Below are 16,822 nucleotides of genomic sequence, written 5' to 3'. Positions count from 1 at the left end.
CCGGTGCTCGCCTGCTTCGCAGGCTCCGCTCCTCCGATGGTCCCCGGACCCCCCGTCGCCGCGCGCTGACGCGCGCGGCTCCCTTCGTGGCCGTTCGCGCCCTTCGGGCGCTCGGGTCGTGCCGGGCGCGGCGAAGCCGCGCCCGGCAATCCCGCCGAGGGTGCCACTGGCTGCTGCGGCCGGCTCGCGGCTATAATCGCCGCGGGATGCCCATCTACGAGTACCGCTGCACGGGCTGCAAGCGGAAGGTGACGGTCCTCACGCTGCGCATCAGCGAGGCGGTCGATCCGGTGTGCGAGCACTGCGGCAGCCGCGCGCTCACCCGCCTGATGTCGCGCTTCGCCCTCGGACGGTCGGAGGAGAGCCGGCTCGACTCGTTCGCCGACGACGCCTCGCTCGCCGGGCTCGACGAGAAGGACCCCAAGAGCGTGGCCCGCTGGATGCGCAAGATGGGGAAGGAGCTCGGCGAGGAGGCCGGCGACGACTTCGACGAGATGGTCGAGGAGCTGGAGGCCGGAGGCGAGCCGGACGACGGCGGCGACGACGCCACGGGTGAGGACGACCTCTAGGAGGCTGTTCGGCCTCCTGACGTTGGCCGTGGGCGCCAAACCGACGCCGCTCGCCCCGCTCCGCGACGAGCCGCGGGCGCCCTGGGCCGACGTGCTCGCCTCGATCGAGGACGGCGTGATCGTCCTCGACCGCACGGGCCGCATCACCGGTCTGAACCCGGCCGGCGAGCAGCTGACCGGCATGTCCGCGTCCCAGGCGGTCGGCACCGAGGTCGGGATGCTCTTCCGTACGAGCCCGTGGGTGGGCGAGATGGCGCGCGGCACGCTGGTCGAGGGCGCGGCGCGCCGCCGCGGCGAGGGGCTGCTCGCCGCGCGCGGGCACGAGGTGCCGGTGAGCGCAACCTGCGCCCCGGTGCTCGACACCGCGGGACGCGCCTCGGGCGCCGTCCTCGTGCTCCACGACCTGACCCTGCAGCACACGTTCGAGGCCACCACCCGGCGGGCCGACCGCCTCGCCTCCCTCGGCACGGTGGCGAGCGGCCTTGCACACGAGATCAAGAACCCGCTCGGCGGCATCAAAGGCGCGGCGCAGCTCCTGCGCGGCGCGGTCAGCGACCCCGAGCTGGTGCGCTGCACGGACATCATCATCCACGAGGTCGAGCGCCTCGACGGGCTCGTCGAGCAGCTGCGCGAGCTCTCGACGCCGCCCCGCCTGCGCCTCGAGGCGGTCAACATCCACCGCGTGCTGAACGACGTGGTCGCGCTCCAGCGCCAGTCGCCCGCCTGGGGGGCGGTCGCGCTGCGTACCGCCTTCGACCCGAGCCTGCCCCCGGTGCGGGGCGACCGCGCGCAGCTGACGCAGGTCTTCCTGAACCTGGTGAAGAACGCCCTCGAGGCGCTGGGCGGGACGGGCGCGCTCCACCTCTCGACCCGCCTCGAGGCGCGCTTCCACATCCGGCGCCGCTCCGGGCGCGGCCGCTTCCTCTCGGTGCTGATCGAGGACACGGGTCCGGGCGTCCCCGAGGAGCACCAGGCGCAGCTCTTCTCGCCCTTCTTCTCGACCAGGGCGAACGGCACGGGCCTGGGTCTCGCCGTCTGCCACCGCATCGTGAGCGAGCACGGGGGCACGATCGGCTACGAGCCGCCGCGCGGCGGCGGAGCCGGCTTCCGCGTCACGCTGCCCGTGAGCCAGGACACGGCGCGGTGAGCGCCGGCGACGCCAGCACGCCCGGCACCGGCTCGATCCTCGTCGCCGACGACGAGGAGTCGATCCGCTGGGTCCTGGAGCGCGCCTGCGCGCAGCACGGGCACAGCGTGGTGGCGGTGGCGAGCGGCACGGCCGCGCTCGACCAGCTGCGCCGCCGCCCCTTCGACGTCGCGCTCGTCGACATCAGGATGCCCGACCTCTCCGGCCTCGACGTGCTCAAGCAGGCGCGCGAGGCCCACATCGACACGCTCTTCATCATCGTGACGGCGCAGAACACGATGGCGAACGCCATCGAGGCGACCAAGCGCGGGGCGTACGACTACCTCACCAAGCCCTTCGACCTCGAGCAGGTGGCGGCGCTCATCGCCCGCGCCATGGAGCTACGCCGCCTGACGCGCGACCTGGAGCACCTGCGCGGCGAGCTCCAGCAGCGTCATGACCTGGTCATCGGCCGCACCCCCGCCATGCAGGAGGTCTACAAGGTGATCGGGCGCGTCGCTCCCACCGACGCGACAGCGCTCATCGAGGGCGAGACCGGCACGGGCAAGGAGCTGATCGCCAAGGCCATCCACTACCACTCCTCGCGCGGCGGCCCCTTCGTGGCGCTCAACTGCTCGGCCATCCCCAACGAGCTCCTCGAGAGCGAGCTCTTCGGCTACGAGCGCGGCGCCTTCACGGGCGCGGTCGAGCGGCGCATCGGCAAGTTCGAGGTCGCCGCGGGCGGCACGCTCTTCCTGGACGAGATCGCCGACATGCCGCTCGCGCTCCAGGCGAAGCTCCTGCGCGTGCTCCAGGAGCGCGAGTTCACGCGCGTCGGCGGCCGCGATGCGATCCGGGCCGACGTGCGCATCATCGCCGCCACCAACCAGGACCTCGACGCGGCGGTGCGCGCCGGGCGCTTCCGCGAAGACCTCTTCTTCCGTCTGAACGTCGTCCGCATCACGGTGCCGCCGTTGCGCGACCGACGGGCCGACATCCCCGAGCTGATCGAGTTCTTCCTCGACAAGGTGAACCGCGAGCTCGGGACGGCGCTGGTCGGGGTGAGCGCCGAGGCGCGGGACCTCCTCCTCCACCACAGCTGGCCGGGCAACGTGCGCGAGCTCGAGAACGCGCTGCTGCGCGCCGCCGTGCTGGCGCGCGGGCGGACGCTGGTGCCGGAGGACTTCGCGCTCGCCGGGCAGCCGCGGCAGGGGGCGGGCGACGTGCTCCCGCTCGAGGAGGCCGTGCGCCGGCGCCTGGCCGAGCTGCTTGCGGCGGACGCCACCGCCCTGCCGAGCGACCTGCACGCCATGCTGATCAGCGCCGTCGAGCGGCCCCTCATCGAGGTCGTGCTCGAGCGCGCGGGCGGCAACCAGGTGAAGGCGGCCGACATGCTCGGCATCAACCGCAACACCCTGCGCAAGAAGATCACCGAGCTCGGTATCGAGGTCCGCCGGGGCACCGCGTCGCGCTAAGAGGCAATGCGCCTCCCGCCCCTCTACGCGATCGTCGACCCGCTCGACACCGGCCGCGATCCGGCGGCGCTCGCGGCGGCGCTGCTCGCGGGCGGGGCGCGCCTGGTGCAGCTGCGCTGGAAGGGGGCGAGCGCGCGCGAGCTCCTCGCCGCGGCGCGGGCGATCCGCCCGCTCGCGCGCGCGGCCGGCGCCCTCTTCCTGGTGAACGACCGGCCCGACGTCGCGCGCGCCGCCGAAGCGGACGGCGTGCACCTCGGCCAGGACGACCTGCCGGTCCCGGCCGCGCGCCGCGTGCTCGGCCCCGGCCGCCTGATCGGCCTCTCGACCCACGACCTCGACCAGGCGCGTGCCGCCCAGGCCGCGGAGGCCGACTACATCGGCGTGGGCCCGGTCTACGCGACGGCCACCAAGCCCGGCGCCCTCCCGCCGCGCGGCCTCGCGCTGGTCTCCGCCGTGCGCGCCGCCGTCCGCTGCCCGCTGGTGGCGATCGGCGGCATCACGCCCGAGACGGCGGCGGCGGTGCGGGCCGCGGGCGCCGACGCCGTCGCCATGATCGGCGCGCTGGTGCGGGCGGGCGACCCCGCAGCCGCGGTGCGCGAGACGCTCGCCCGGCTCGGCTAGAAGAAGTCCGTACCCCCGTCGACCGGAATCGTCGCCCCGACCGTGTAGCCGGTGCGCGGCGAGCACAGGAGCACAGCCATCGCCGCGACCTCCTCGGGCTGGCCGATGCGCCCGAGGTCGTTGGCGGCGCCGAAGCTCGCGGCCCCCAAGCGATAGGCGGCCGCGACGTCGTCCGCGGGCAGCCCGGCCTCGGCCGCCATGGCGCGCAGGTGGGCCGCGACCGACGGCGTGAGCACCCAGCCGGGGCAGACGCAGTTGACGATGATCCCTTCGCCCGCGAGGCTCCGCGCCAGGTTCTTCGTCACGCTGACGAGCGCCGCCTTGGCCGCGGTGTAGCCGATCAGGCGCGGGCTCTGCTGGCGCGTCGAGGTGGCCGCGAGCGTGACGATGCGGGCGAAGCTCGCCCTGCGCAGCAGCGGCAGCGCGGCGCGCACGCAGCGCACCGTGCCGAGGACACCCTCGTCGAAGGCGTGAAGCCAGTCCCGGTCAGAGAGCTCTTCGAGCGTGCCCGCGGTCGTCGGGCCGGCCGCGCACACAAGCGCATGCAGCGCGCCCCAGCGATGCTCCACCGCCTGGAACGCGGCGTCCACCTGGCCGGCCTGGAGCAGATCCGCCCGCAGCGCGAGCACGTCGCGCGCACCCTTCACCCGGAGCGCCGCCTCGGCGTCACGCAGGTCTGCCTCGGTGCGCGCCAGGATGGCGACCCGGCAGCCCTCCGCGGCGAGCAGCTCCGCCGTCGCGCGGCCCATGCCCCGGGAGCCGCCCGCCACGACAGCAGCCGCATCGCCCAGGCCGAGATCCATGCGGACCGAGCCTAGCCGCGGTCCGGGTCGCTCTGCAACGTTGCCTGCGTGCCGCGTCCTGGGCTAGAGCCTCGGCATGGCCGACACGATCCTCTTCCGGCTGGAGGGCGGCCTCGCCTGGATCACGCTCAACCGCCCGGAGGCGCGCAACGCGATCAACGACGAGACGCGCCGGGCGCTCCTCGACGCCCTCGCGCGGGTCGCGGGCGACCCGGCGATCCGCGCCGCCGTGCTGACCGGCGCCGGCGAAGGTTTCTGTCCCGGGGCCGACCTGTGGGGCGGGCGCCGGGAGGCCGCACCGCCGGCGCACGCGACCCGGGCGCTCATGAAGCAGAACTCGCAACGGCTCATCCGTACCGTGCTCGAGCTGGAGAAGCCGATCGTCGCCGCCGTCAACGGCGTCGCGGCCGGGATGGGCGCACACCTCGCCCTCGCCTGCGACCTCGTCATCATGGCGGCCGAGGCGCGCCTCATCGAGGTCTTCGCCCGCCGCGGCCTCGCCATCGACTCGGGGGGCGCGTTCCTCCTCTCGCGCCTGGTGGGCCTCCTGAAGGCGAAGGAGCTCGTCCTGCTCGCCGACGACCTCCCCGCCGACGAGGCGCTCCGCATCGGGCTCTGCAACAGGGTCGTGGCGCGCGCGGGACTCGAGGCGGCGGCGCGCGAGTGGGGCGAGCGGCTCGCACGCGGCCCGACGCTCGCGCTCGGCATGTCGAAGCGCCTTCTCCAGCGCGCCTACGAGAGCGGGCTCGAGACCTGCCTCGAGGAGGAGGCGCTCGCGCAGACGCTGGTCGCGCAGAGCGAGGACACGCAGGAGGGCGTGCGGGCCTTCGCCGAGCGGCGGCGGCCCGAGTTCAAGGGACGCTAGGGTGGCCTACACGCTCCTCGGCGGCGTCCGCGTGCTCGAGCTGGCGCTCCTGGCGCCCGACCTCCTCGGCATGCACCTCGCCGACCTCGGCGCCGAGGTGGTGAAGATCGAGCAGCCGCCGGGCGGCGACTACCTGCGCGAGATCGGGGCCCGGAAGCTCGCCGGGCTGAACCTGATGCATCTGCGCTGGAACCGGGGCAAGAAGAGCCTGACGCTCGATCTGAAGCGCGCCGAGGGCCAGCGTCTTCTCCACCGCCTGGTGGCGACCGCCGACGTCTTCATCGACGGCCTCCGCCAGGGTGCTGCGGCCCGCTGCGCCGCGGACTACGCGACCCTCCGTGCCGTGAACCCGCGGCTCGTGTACTGCACGCTCTCCGGCGCGGGCGCCTCCGGGCCCTACGCGGCGCTCGCCACGCATGGCGTCGCCTACGACGCCTTCGCGGGCCTGGCGCCGCCCGTGACGCACGCCGACGGCTCGCCGCGCATCCCCTCGTACACCGCCGTCGGCATGCTCGCCGCACCGCTCTACGCGGCGCTCGCGGTCTGCGCGGCGCTCGTCCAGGCGCGCGCGACCGGCACGGGACGGCTGCTCGAGGTCGCCGAGCTCGACGTGAGCGCTACCTGGCAGGCCGAGCACCTCGACGCGGCCTCGAACGGCGTCGCGTCGGCGATCCCCGACATGATCCCCGCCGTCCGCTATCAGTACTACGGGACCGCGGACCAGCGGGTCGTCCTCCTCCAGGCCTCGGAGCGGAAGTTCTGGCGGAACTTCTGCGCCGCCGTGGGCCGGCCGGACCTGTTCGAGGCGAAGCCCGGCGAGCCCGCCGGCGACCACGCGCGCGGCGACGAGGCGCTGCGCGCCGAGCTGGCGGCGATCTTCCGCACCCGGACGCGCGCCGAATGGGTCGAGCTCTTCATCGCGCACGACGTCCCGGGCGGGCCCGTCTACACCGCCGACGAGCTGGTCGACGACCCGCACTTCCGCGCGCGCGAGCTCCTCTTCGAGCAGGATCACCCCGTCGCGGGCCACGTCCGGCTCTTCGGCACGCCGGTCAAGGTCGACGGGGAGCGCTTCGCGGCGACGCCGGCCCCTGCTCCCGGCGCGCACACCGCGGAGGTCCTGGGCGGGACGCTCGGCCTGTCCGCAGCCGAGATCGAGCGGCTCCGCGCGGAGGGAGTCGTGTGATGGACCTCGCGGGACGCATCGCGCTCGTTACGGGCGCGAGCAGGGGCATCGGCCGCGCGATCGCGCTCGAGCTGGCAGAGGCCGGCGCCGACCTGGTGATCAACGCGCGCGGCAGCGCGGCGCTCGACGCGGTGGCCGCCGAGATCCGCGCGCGCGGGCGGGACGTCGAGGCGGTCCCCGCCGACGTGGCGACGGAGGCCGGCGCCCCGCTGGTCGTCGAGCGCACCATCGCGCGCTTCGGCCGGGTCGACGTGCTCGTCAACAACGCCGGCAAGGGCTCGCCCAAGCGCCTCCTCGACTTGACCGAGGAGGACTGGCACGCGAGCTTCGAGCTGAACTTCATGTCCGCCGTCCGGCTCTCGCTCGCCTGCGTGCCGCTCATGCGCGCGCGCGGCGGCGGGCGCATCGTCAACATCTCCTCGCGCGTCGGCCGCCAGCCCGACCCCTACTTCGCGCCCTACGCCGCCGCCAAGGCGGCGCTCATCAACTTCACCAAGAGCCTCGCCAACGCGTTCTCCAAGGACGGCGTTCTCGCGAACTGCGTCGTCCCCGGCCTGGTGCGCACCGAGGCGGTCCTGGAGGCGGCGCGGAAGAGCGCCGAGGCGACCGGGAAGACGGTCGAGGAGGTGCTCGCGGAGACCCTGCGCGCCCGGCCGATCCCCGCCGGCCGCATGGGCGAGCCGGCCGACGTCGCCGGGCTCGTCGTCTTCCTCGCCTCGCCGCGCGCGAGCTGGATCACCGGAGCCACGTTCACCGTCGACGGCGGCATCGTCCCCACCGTACCGTAGCGCGATGGATTTCGCCTTCACCGACGAGGAGGAGCGCTTCCGGGCCGAGCTGCGCGCGTTCCTGGCCGAGGAGCTTCCCGACTGGTGGCGCGGCATGTTCGTGGACGACCCGCGCGCGATCCCGTTCACGCGCGCCTTCTGCCGCAAGCTCGCGGCGCGCGGCTGGCTCGCCCTGAGCTGGCCGCGCGAGTGGGGCGGCCAGGAGGCGAGCGTCTGGCAGCAGGCGATTCTCCGCGAGGAGATGTGGGCGCACGACGAGCCGCGCGGCCCGCAGTACATGAACCTCAACTACATCGGGCCGTGCATCATGCGCTTCGGCAGCGAGGCGCAGAAGCGCCGCTTCCTGCCGCCGATGACGGCGGGCGACGTGCTCTGGACGCAGGGCTTCTCCGAGCCCGGAGCCGGCTCGGACCTGGCCGCGGTCGCGACCCGCGCCGAGGCGCGCGGGGATCATCTGGTCGTGAACGGGCACAAGATCTGGAGCAGCTACGCGGACGCGCCGGCGGACTGGTGCTTCCTGCTCGCACGCACGAGCGCGTCGGCGCGCCGGCACGAGGGCCTCTCGATCCTGCTCGTCGACATGCGCACGCCCGGCATCACCGTGCGGCCGATCGACAGCATGGCGGGGCCGCACGAGCTGAACGAGATGTTCTTCGACGAGGTCCGGGTGCCGCGCGACTGCCTCCTCGGGGCCCAGGGTCAGGGCTGGGAGATCGTGACCACCGGCCTCACGTTCGAGCGCGTCGGCGTCGCGCGCTATGCGCGCGCCGGGCGGGTGATCGCGCTGCTGGTCGAGCACGTGAAGGCCGCCGGCCTGGCGGGCGACCCCGACGTGCGGCGGAAGCTCGCCGAGCTGCGGGTTTGCCACGAGGCGGCGCGGCTCCTCAACTACCGCGTCATCTCGCTCCAGGTGCGGGGGCAGGTGCCGAGCGTCGAGGCCGCGATCGCGCGCGTGCACAACACCCAGCTCGAGCAGCGGGTGGGCCACGTCGGCCTCGAGATCCTCGGCCTCGGCGGACAGCTCACGGCCGACGCGCCCGGAGCGCCGCTCCGCGGCCTCCTCCACCGCCAGTGGGCGCGGAACGTGCCGAGCACGATCGCCGCCGGCACGCTCGAGGTCCAGAAGAACATCATCGCGCGCCGCGGCCTCGGCCTCCCGCGCGCCAGCTGAGCGACGATGGACCTGACGCTCACCGCCGAGCAGACGATGCTGGTCGACGCCGCGAGGCGCTTCCTCGCTCGCGCCTGGTCGCTCGCCGATACGCGCGCCGCCGAGCGCGATCCGCGCGGCTTTCGGCCCGACGCGTGGCGCGAGATGGCCGGGCTCGGCTGGCACGGGATGGAGCTGCCCGCGGCCTACGGCGGGGGCGGCCTCGGGTTCGTCGAGACGATGCTCGTGCTCGAGGAGATGGGCCGGGTCCTCCTACCCTCCCCCATGCTCTCGACCGTCGTCATGTGCGCGCCGCTCATTCTCGCCCTGGGCAGCGAGGCGCAGCGGCGCTGGCTCGCCCGCATCGCCGCCGGCGAGATGGTGGCGACGCTGGCGGTCGCCGAGCCCGGGTGGCGCGACCCGTGGGGGACGCCGGCGCTCCCCGCCGACGGTGGAGGTCGGCTCACGGGCCGCAAGCTCTTCGTGCCCTTCGCACCCGACGCCGACCTGCTCCTCGTCGCCGCCGCGGGCCCGTCGCTGGTCGCGCTCGCGCGGGGCGCAGCGGGCGTCACGGTCACGCGGCTCGCGACGCTCGGCGGCGATCCGGTCTACGAGGTCGTCCTCGACCGCGCGCCTGGCGAGCCGCTCGGCGCCGCCGGCGCGGCCGGGCCGGCGCTCGCGCGCGCGCTCGACCGCGGCGCCGTCGCCACCCTCGCCTACATGGCCGGCGCGGCCGAGCGGGCCCTCGCCATGACGGTGGACCACGCCGGGACCCGCCACCAGTTCGGCCAGCCGATCGGCAGCTTCCAGGCCGTCGCGCACCGCTGTGTCGACATGCGGACCGACCTCGACGCGCTCCGCCATCTCGTCTACCAGGCGGCCTGGAGCCTGGAGGCGGGGCGCGAGGGGCCGCTCGCGGTGAGCGCGGCCGTCGCGTACGGGAGCGAGGCGCTCCGGCGCCTCTTCATGCACGCGCACCAGGTGCACGGCGCGATCGGCTTCTCGACCGAGCACGACCTCCACCTCTTCACGCGGCGGGCGAAGGCCGCCGAGCTCCAGTGGGGATCGCCGGCCCGGCACCACGAGCGCGTGGCGCAGGCGATGGGCCTCTGATGTCCTTCACCGCGACGCTCCGTGGGCACGCGGCCGCGCATGCGGAGAAGACCGCGCTGGTCGACGACCGCGTGCGGCTCACGTACGCCGAGCTCGGCCGGCTCGCCGAGCGGGTCGCCGCGGGACTCGCCGCACGCGGCGTCCGCCCGGGCGAGGTCGTTTCGTCCGTGCTCCCGAACCGGGCCGAGGCGGCGGTGCTCTTCCACGCGGCGCACCGTCTCGGCGCAGTCCTGAACCCCATCGTCCCGATCTATGGCGCGCGCGAGATCCGCTTCATCCTGCGCCAGGCCGAGAGCGCCGCCGTCGTGGTCCCGGGCCGCTTCCGCGGCGTCGACTTCCCCGCGCTCGTCGCGCGCGTGCGGCCGGACGTGCCCTCGCTGCGGGACGTCCTCGTCGTCGACGAGCTCGAGGCGCTGCCGCAGGCGGACGGGCCGGGCGGCGAGGGGCCCGACCCGAACCGGGTGGCGGTCATCCTTTACACCTCGGGCACCACGGCGGAGCCGAAGGGCGTCCTCCACAGCGCGACCACGCTCACCGCCGAGTGCCACGCCACGATCGGCCACCACCGGCTCGGCGCCGACGACGTCCTCGTCATGCCGTCGCCCGTCAGCCACATCTCGGGCCTCCTCTACGGCATCCTCCTCCCCGCCGTCCTCGGGGCGACGAGCGTCCTCATGGAGGTATGGGACCCCGAGCGCTTCTGCGCGCTCGTCGAGCGCGAACGGGGCACCTTCTCGGCCGGCGCCACGCCGTTCCTCCAAGGCGTCGTCGACCTGCCGCACCTGGACCGCTTCGACCTCCGCTCGCTGCGGCTCTTTCCGTGCGGCGGGGCCGACGTGCCGCCCGCCCTGATCCGGGGCGCGATCCGCCGCCTCGGGGTGCGCTCGGGCCGGGGCTACGGCTCGACCGAGTTTCCGAGCATCACCAGCTCGGCAGGCCCCGACGTCCCGGAGGCGAAGCGCGCCGAGACGGACGGCGCCGTGATCCCGCCGGGCGAGATCGAGCTGCGTGACGCCGGCGGGCGCGCCGTGGCCACCGGCCGCGAGGGCGAGATCTGGGCGCGCGGCCCCGAGCTGTTCCTCGGCTACCGCGACGCGCGGCTCGACGCGGAGGCGTTCGACGAGCGGCGCTTCTTCCGCACCGGCGACCTGGGCGTCCTCGACGCCGACGGCTACCTCACCGTCACCGGCCGGGTAAAGGACATCATCGTCCGCGGCGGCGAGAAGTTCAGCGCCAAGGAGGTCGAGGACCTCCTCTTCGAGCACCCGAAGGTGCGGAGCGTGGCCCTCGTGCCGATGCCGGACGCCCGCCTCGGGGAGCGCGCGTGCGCCTTCGTGGTCCCGGCCGACGAACGGGATCCGCCGACACTTCCCGAGCTGGTGCGCTTCCTCGAGGGACTGGAGCTGTCGCGGCGGAAGCTCCCCGAGCGGCTCGAGCTGGTCGACGCGCTGCCGGCGACGGCGAGCGGCAAGGTCCAGAAGCACGTGCTGCGCGAGCGGATCGCGGCGCGCCTGCGGAGGGAGGGGCGGTCCTGAGCTACTTCTCCTCCTCCAGGGTCGCCACGTCGGCGAGATCCTTCGGACGGCCAGCCGTACGCTTCTTCGCCAGCAGGTCGGCACGGCCGATGCAGGCCACGGAGAGGCCTTCGATCCGGAGGGGCATCCACCGTTCCCAAGCCGCGTCGAACGCGACCCCCGAGATCGACGTCACAGGTCGAGATCGCCGGTCGCGCGGGGGAGCCCGTGTGCGGCCAGCGCGTGGGCGCCGACGATGAGGAACTCAGCGCCGGCTGCGCACAGTGCGGACAACATCTCGACGAAGTCGCGGTTCAACCCAGTGCCCCTCCATGAAGGTCCAGGCCTGCGCCGTGAGCTGCCACACCATGGCGACACGCTCACTCGGGCTCAACCGGCCGACTCCGCTGTCCGCGCCTTCGTCCTGGAGCCTGAGCTTGCGCACGGGGTAGGTCGAGCGGTCCGGCGACGTCACGACGGCAGTCTAGCAGCCGGCTCGCCGAGTTGAAACGCAATGGAGGACTCGCTCGCTGCCGCGCCGGTGGCCAGGACTCACCCCGTGAAGGTCGGCGTCGCGCTCTTCCGCCTCCGCCCCGAGCGCGCGGCGGCCGTCGCCCGCCACGCCGAGGGGCTCGGCTTCGAGTCGGTGTGGGTCCCGGAGCACCTGGTCCTCCCGACCCGCATCACGAGCCGCTACCCCTACGCGCCCGACGGCATCCCGCCGTTCTCGCCCGACACCCCGCATCTCGACCCGCTCGTCCTGCTCACGCACGTGGCAGCCGCGACCGTGCGCATCCGGCTCGGGACGAGCGTCTACCTCCTCCCGCTGCGCCACCCCTTGGTCACCGCGCGCCTCGCCCTGAGCCTCGACGTGCTCTCGGGCGGGCGGCTCACGCTCGGGGTCGGCGTGGGGTGGCTCGCCGAGGAGTTTCAGGCCGTCGGCATCGACTTCCAGACCCGTGCTGCACGAACGCGCGAGTGCGTCCGGGCGCTGCGCACGCTCTGGACCGAGACCGAGCCGGAGTTCCATGGGCGCTTCTTTTCCTTCGGCCCGGTCAGATTCGAGCCGAAGCCGGTGCAGAAGCCGCACCCACCGATCGTCTTCGGCGGCGAGACGGCGGCCGCGCTCCGCCGTGCCGCCGCGCTCGGCGACGGCTGGTACGGCGTCGGCCACACGCCCGAGTCGGCGGCGGTGCAGGCCACGAAGCTGCGCGCGCTCCTCGCGGCCGCCGGGCGGGGAGCCGCGCCCTTCGAGCTGACCGTGAGCCACGCGGGCGGCCTGCTCGAGCCGGACGCCGTGCGGCGCTACGCGGGCGCCGGCATCGCACGCGTCGTCGTGCTGCCGTGGCAGCGCGGGCGCGAAGCCGAGGAGGCGCTCGCGCGGCAGGCGGCGGCGCTCGGGCTACGGCCAGAGCGGTCAGCCGGGTAACGGATTGGCGGCTCAGCGGAGATAGCACCCATGACGACGAAGGTGCCGGAGCAGCGCGCTCCGTCTCACTTCACGACGACGGTGTCACGCTCAGCGTCCGCCGGGACGCCCCGCAACCCGTCGGCGCGGCGGTCCTCGAGGATCAGGGCGATGGCCTTCGCCAGACTCCGTTTGGCCTCAGCCTTGGTTCGCCCCTGGCCGTTGGCACCCGGAACCTCTGGGCAGTATGCGACGTACCAATCGCCGTCTCGCTCGATGACCGCGGTGAACTCGTTGCGCAAGATCGCTCCTACGACGGTGGAGGATACCCCGCGGGCGCGGGTGCTGTCCTAGCGCGCCGCATCGCGAGCGCCCGGGCGGCGGCGGGCGCGGTCCGCTTCAGCCTGTCGCGCCGCCGAAGTGCCCCCGGTAGTCGGCGCGCGCCGCTTCGATGATCGCGCGCGCCACGGGCGCGTCGTAGATGGGGTCGACGGTGATCGTCGCTCGCGCCTCGCCCGGGATCGCCTTGTAGGTGAGGAAGTAGTGCCTCAGCCGGTCGATCACCGCGCGCGGCAGGTGGGCGATGGCGGTCAGCTCGCCGAAGGTAGGGTCGCCGAGCAGGACGGCGATGATCTTGTCGTCCGCCTCGCCGGCCTCCACCATGCGAAGGCCGCCGATCGGGCGCGCCTGGAGCAGGATCTCGCCACGCGAGACGTGGCGATCGGTGAGCACGCAGATGTCGAGCGGATCGCCGTCGCCGCGAGTGACCGGCGGACCGCCCGGAACCACGTGCGCGGCAACCGCCTCGCCGCAGAAGGTCCTCGGCACGAAGCCGTAGAGCGTGGGGCAGACGGTCGAGAAGCGCTGCGGCCGGTCGATCTTCAGATAGCCCGAGTGCTTGTCGATCTCGTACTTGACGCCGTCGGTGGGCACGATCTCGATGTAGGCGGTCACGATCTCCGGGCAGCGCGGGCCGGGCTCGATGCCGTGCCAGGGATGGGGTCGGAAAGCGAGCGGCTTCATGGCGCCACCTCGAGCCTGAACGCCCGCACCGCGTTGGCGCGCAGGAACTTCCGGCGCACCGCGGTACCCAACGCGCAGTGCTCGTCGAGCTCACCCAGCGGCCGCGCGATCGGCAGTAGCGGCCAGTCCGACGCGAACAGGCACTTGTCCTGACCGAAGGTCCGCATGAAGTGGACGAAGGTCGGGGGGAAGTGCTTGGGCACGTGCGCCGAGGTGTCGATCCAGACGTTCCGGTGCTTCCAGGCGACCGCGATCGCCTCCTCGGTCCACGGCCAGCCGATGTGGCCGCCCACGATGCGCAGCTCGGGGAAGTCGAGCGCGACCTCGTCCAGGTAGAGGGGGCGGCCGACCTCGGAGGGGAAGACGTCGGGGCCGGTGTGGCCGATCTGCGTCGTGAACGTGACGTCCAGCTCCACGCACTTGGCGTAGATCGGGTAGTACATCCGGTCGGTGGGCGGCCTTCTCCACACGAAGGGCTCGAGCTTCACCGCCTTGAAGCCGTACTCGCGCACACAGGTCTCGATCGTGCGCAGGCACCCCATGATGTCGCGCGGGTCCGGGCTCACCATGCCGAAGAAGCGGCCCGGCCAGCGAGCGCAGGTCTCGGCCACCCACGCGGCGTCGGTGCCGCAGAGCCCGGCGAGCTGGACGCCGGCGGCATCCATCTCCGCGACCAGCGCCTCGGGCTTCGTGCCCTCGCGCAGGGCGGGGAGCTGGCCGTAGCGGCCGAAGATGCTCGCCCCCTCCGCGCCGCCGGCCGGCCGCAGGAGGTTCACCCACGCGTCCACGATCCACGGCGGGTCCGGCATGCCTTGCGCATACCACGGTCGCCCGTGCTATCGGAACGCCGATGGCGAGCCGTCCGGGAGCACACCTCGCGAGCCCGCCCGGCGCGGCGCGCCGGCGCCGTGGGCTCGACCCCATCACCGCCGAGATCATCCGCGGCGCCATGGAGACGATCGCCTACGAGATGGCGACCCACGTGAGTCTCACCGCGACGACGCCGATCCTGAACCAGTCGAACGAGCGCAACGCGACCGTCCTGGATGGCTCGGGCGCGCTCGCGGCGCTCAGCGTCGGCATCCCGCAGTTCATGCTCTCCTCCACCCTCCCCGTCCGCTTCGCGCTCGAGTTCTTCGGGCGAGACGGCCTCTACGACGGCGACGTGCTGGTCGCCAACGACCCCTACCACGGGGGCGGCCACCTCCCCGACTACAACGTCTTTGCGCCCGTCTTCCACCGCGGCGAGCTGGTGCTGATCGCCTCCATCCAGTGCCACCACGCGGACACCGGCGGCGGCATGCCGGGCGGCTACAACGCCGACGCGCCCGACATCTGGGCGGAGGGTGTGCGCTTCCCGGCGCTCAAGCTCTACGAGCGCGGGGTCGAGCGGCGGGACCTCACCTACTTCATGCGGGTGAACAACCGCACGCCCACCTTCCTCGGCGACCTCCGCGCGCAGGTGGGCGCGGCGCAGCTCGGCGTCAGGCGCTTGAAGAAGGTGCTCGCGCGCCATGGGACGGCCACCGTCCGGCGTGCGGTCGAGGAGATGATCGAGCTCGCGGCCCGCCGCTTCCGCGAGGAGGTCCGCCGCTGGCCCGACGGGGTCTACGCGTCGGACGTCTACGTCGACCACGATCCGAAGGGGAACCCGGACATCCACCTTCGCTGCACGGTAACGGTCGCCGGCGACCGCTTGAAGATCGACTTCACCGGCTCCGACGCGCGCCCCGAGATCCAGGCCTACTCGTCCTTCGGCAACACGCGCGGCTACGTCGTGGCGCAGCTCGCCTCGATGATGGACCCCACGATTCCCAAGAACGAGGGCTTCTTCCGCTCGATCGAGCTGGTGGTGCCTGAGGGCTGCTGTCTCAACCCGCCGCCTGGGCGCTCGGTGGCCGCGGGGACACATCACCCGGGCACGGAGGTCGGCGAGGCGATCGCCAAGGCGCTCGAGCCGGTCATCCCCGACCGCTGCTGCCCGCAGATCTACAAGATCGGCATGCCGACCGTGATCTTCGGCACCGATCCGCGCACCGGCCGCCTCTTCATCGACAACTCCGCCGACACGATCGCCGCCCACTGCAACGCCGTCCGGGGCCGGGATGGCTGGGGCTCGATGAACGTGAGCTTCGGGAACCTGATCCGCGCCACGGCCGAGATCAACGAGAGCATCTTCCCGCAGCGCCAGCTCGCGCGCGACTACGAGACGGACAGCGGCGGGGCGGGCGAGTTCCGCGGGGGGCTCGGGACGCTCTACCGGAAGCAGCTGACCGCGCCGGCCACCGTCTACACCTACGTCGTCGGCCGCAAATACCCGATGCCGGGCATCGCAGGCGGCAAGCCGGGCGCGCCGAACCGGCTCGAGCTGAAAGTCGGCGGCGCGCGGGAGGAGGCGGGGAACACGACCCGCCTCGTGCGGCACGAGGCGGGCGAGGCGATCGCCTACCACTACGGCGGCGGCGGGGGCTGGGGCGACCCGCTCGACCGCGATCCGGCGCGGGTGCTCGACGACGTCCTCGACGAGTACGTCTCGCCGCGCAGCGCGCGCGAGGACTACGGCGTCGTGCTGACCGGCTCGCTCGAGGGCGTCGACCTCGCGGTCGACGTGCAGGCGACGGCGCGACGGCGCGCCGGGATGCGGCGCCGCCGGAAGGAGGCTCCACGATGGCAGGAGACGCGAACGGCACGGTGATCGACGCGGACGGCCACGTCCTCGAGCCGCGCGGCATGTGGCAGCGCTACCTCGACCCGAAGCTCGCCGAGCTGATCCTCGTCCCCGACGAGGTCATCGGCGGGCGCGTCCTCCCCGCCGAGCACAGCCCGCAGGCGACGCGGCCGCACCCGATCTCGGGGACGGTTGGCCGGCTCATGGGCCTCGCGGGCTCGGTCGGCCGGCGCGCCGACGACGTGCTCACCGGGAAGATCGGCTACGACGACGCACCGGCCGGCGCCTTCGACGGCGCCGCGCGCCTGAAGGACATGGACACGGAGGGAATCGACGTCGCCGTCCTCTACCCGACGATCGGTCTCTCGATCGGCAACGCGCCGCCCGGGATCGCCGGCGGCCTCTGCCGCGCCTACAACGACTGGCTGCGGGACTACTGCGCCGCGTCCCCGGAGCGCCTGGTCGGCATCGGCGCCGTCCCCATGATCGACGTCGAGGCCGCCGTCGCCGAGG

17 protein-coding genes and 1 pseudogene are annotated in these 16,822 nt (G+C 73.7%); 13 read left to right on the top strand and 5 right to left on the bottom strand.

Translation table 11 applies throughout. The features are described from left to right. Positions 1 to 206: 206 nt before the first annotated feature. From E6J59_11920 to thiE, 4 genes are read left to right on the top strand one after another with little or no spacing between them, the layout of a single operon-like run. The gene (locus E6J59_11920) at positions 207 to 569 is read left to right on the top strand and encodes a zinc ribbon domain-containing protein (GenBank protein ID TMB19418.1); all 363 of its coding nucleotides are present in this window, start codon (positions 207 to 209) and stop codon (positions 567 to 569) included. Further along, positions 553 to 1,716 carry a PAS domain S-box protein gene (locus E6J59_11915; GenBank protein TMB19417.1) on the top strand — a complete coding sequence of 388 codons (1,164 nt, stop codon included), beginning with the start codon at positions 553 to 555 and terminating at the stop codon, positions 1,714 to 1,716. The genes E6J59_11920 and E6J59_11915 overlap by 17 nt, the downstream gene beginning before the upstream one ends. Further along, complete coding sequence (locus E6J59_11910) at positions 1,713 to 3,170, top strand: sigma-54-dependent Fis family transcriptional regulator (protein ID TMB19416.1); 1,458 nt, start codon at positions 1,713 to 1,715, stop codon at positions 3,168 to 3,170. The genes E6J59_11915 and E6J59_11910 overlap by 4 nt, the downstream gene beginning before the upstream one ends. A gap of 6 nt (positions 3,171 to 3,176) precedes the next feature. Continuing rightward, entirely contained in the window at positions 3,177 to 3,791 is a 615-nt protein-coding gene (gene thiE / locus E6J59_11905; protein ID TMB19415.1) for a thiamine phosphate synthase, read from the top strand. On the opposite strand, the gene E6J59_11900 is transcribed toward thiE, so the two are convergent. Then, complete coding sequence (locus tag E6J59_11900; GenBank protein TMB19414.1) at positions 3,788 to 4,594, bottom strand: SDR family oxidoreductase; 807 nt, start codon at positions 4,592 to 4,594, stop codon at positions 3,788 to 3,790. The two genes, thiE and E6J59_11900, sit on opposite strands and share 4 nt — an antisense overlap. A gap of 76 nt (positions 4,595 to 4,670) precedes the next feature. Here E6J59_11900 and E6J59_11895 point away from each other — a divergent pair, with 76 nt between their 5' ends. The 6 genes from E6J59_11895 to E6J59_11870 are packed head-to-tail and all read left to right on the top strand — an operon-like array spanning position 4,671 to position 11,231. Continuing rightward, complete coding sequence (locus E6J59_11895) at positions 4,671 to 5,459, top strand: enoyl-CoA hydratase/isomerase family protein (GenBank protein TMB19413.1); 789 nt, start codon at positions 4,671 to 4,673, stop codon at positions 5,457 to 5,459. 1 nt (position 5,460) lies between these two features. Then, on the top strand, positions 5,461 to 6,645 hold the full coding sequence (locus tag E6J59_11890; protein ID TMB19412.1) for a CoA transferase: 1,185 nt from the start codon (positions 5,461 to 5,463) through the stop codon (positions 6,643 to 6,645). Further along, on the top strand, positions 6,645 to 7,433 hold the full coding sequence (locus tag E6J59_11885) for a glucose 1-dehydrogenase (GenBank protein ID TMB19411.1): 789 nt from the start codon (positions 6,645 to 6,647) through the stop codon (positions 7,431 to 7,433). Before E6J59_11890 ends, E6J59_11885 begins: the two co-directional genes overlap by 1 nt. Before the next feature lie 4 nt (positions 7,434 to 7,437). Next, on the top strand, positions 7,438 to 8,604 hold the full coding sequence (locus E6J59_11880; GenBank protein ID TMB19410.1) for an acyl-CoA dehydrogenase: 1,167 nt from the start codon (positions 7,438 to 7,440) through the stop codon (positions 8,602 to 8,604). Between the two features lie 6 nt (positions 8,605 to 8,610). Continuing rightward, on the top strand, positions 8,611 to 9,696 hold the full coding sequence (locus E6J59_11875) for an acyl-CoA dehydrogenase (protein TMB19409.1): 1,086 nt from the start codon (positions 8,611 to 8,613) through the stop codon (positions 9,694 to 9,696). Then, positions 9,696 to 11,231, top strand: a complete 1,536-nt coding sequence (locus tag E6J59_11870) for a cyclohexanecarboxylate-CoA ligase (GenBank protein ID TMB19408.1) — start codon at positions 9,696 to 9,698, stop codon at positions 11,229 to 11,231. The genes E6J59_11875 and E6J59_11870 overlap by 1 nt, the downstream gene beginning before the upstream one ends. Position 11,232: 1 nt before the next feature. Here E6J59_11870 and E6J59_11865 read toward each other — a convergent pair. Next, positions 11,233 to 11,507, bottom strand: a pseudogene (locus tag E6J59_11865) (hypothetical protein). A gap of 217 nt (positions 11,508 to 11,724) precedes the next feature. Between E6J59_11865 and E6J59_11860 the strand changes: the two are divergent. Further along, entirely contained in the window at positions 11,725 to 12,639 is a 915-nt protein-coding gene (locus E6J59_11860; protein ID TMB19407.1) for a TIGR03619 family F420-dependent LLM class oxidoreductase, read from the top strand. 65 nt (positions 12,640 to 12,704) lie between these two features. Here E6J59_11860 and E6J59_11855 read toward each other — a convergent pair whose 3' ends face one another. The 3 genes from E6J59_11855 to E6J59_11845 form a co-directional block, all read right to left on the bottom strand. Further along, positions 12,705 to 12,920: a type II toxin-antitoxin system HicB family antitoxin gene (locus E6J59_11855; protein TMB19406.1), complete on the bottom strand. Its 216-nt coding sequence runs from the start codon at positions 12,918 to 12,920 to the stop codon at positions 12,705 to 12,707. A gap of 97 nt (positions 12,921 to 13,017) precedes the next feature. Further along, positions 13,018 to 13,641, bottom strand: coding sequence for an inorganic pyrophosphatase (locus E6J59_11850; protein ID TMB19405.1), 624 nt, complete (start codon positions 13,639 to 13,641; stop codon positions 13,018 to 13,020). Then, on the bottom strand, positions 13,638 to 14,450 hold the full coding sequence (locus tag E6J59_11845; GenBank protein ID TMB19404.1) for an amidohydrolase: 813 nt from the start codon (positions 14,448 to 14,450) through the stop codon (positions 13,638 to 13,640). The genes E6J59_11850 and E6J59_11845 overlap by 4 nt, the downstream gene beginning before the upstream one ends. 41 nt (positions 14,451 to 14,491) lie before the next feature. On the opposite strand from E6J59_11845, the gene E6J59_11840 reads away from it, so the two are divergent. Continuing rightward, positions 14,492 to 16,336 (top strand): hydantoinase B/oxoprolinase family protein, encoded by a 1,845-nt coding sequence (locus E6J59_11840; protein TMB19403.1) that lies wholly within the window; start codon positions 14,492 to 14,494, stop codon positions 16,334 to 16,336. Next, positions 16,309 to 16,822 (top strand): hypothetical protein (locus tag E6J59_11835; protein ID TMB19402.1); only part of this gene is annotated, 514 nt, incomplete at its 3' end. The genes E6J59_11840 and E6J59_11835, both read left to right, overlap by 28 nt.

This window comes from Deltaproteobacteria bacterium (genome assembly GCA_005879795.1).
Classification (GTDB): Bacteria; Desulfobacterota; Binatia; order DP-6; family DP-6; genus DP-6.
The sequence above is the reverse complement of the archived record's forward strand: the minus strand, read 5'-3'. Positions and strand labels throughout refer to the sequence as shown.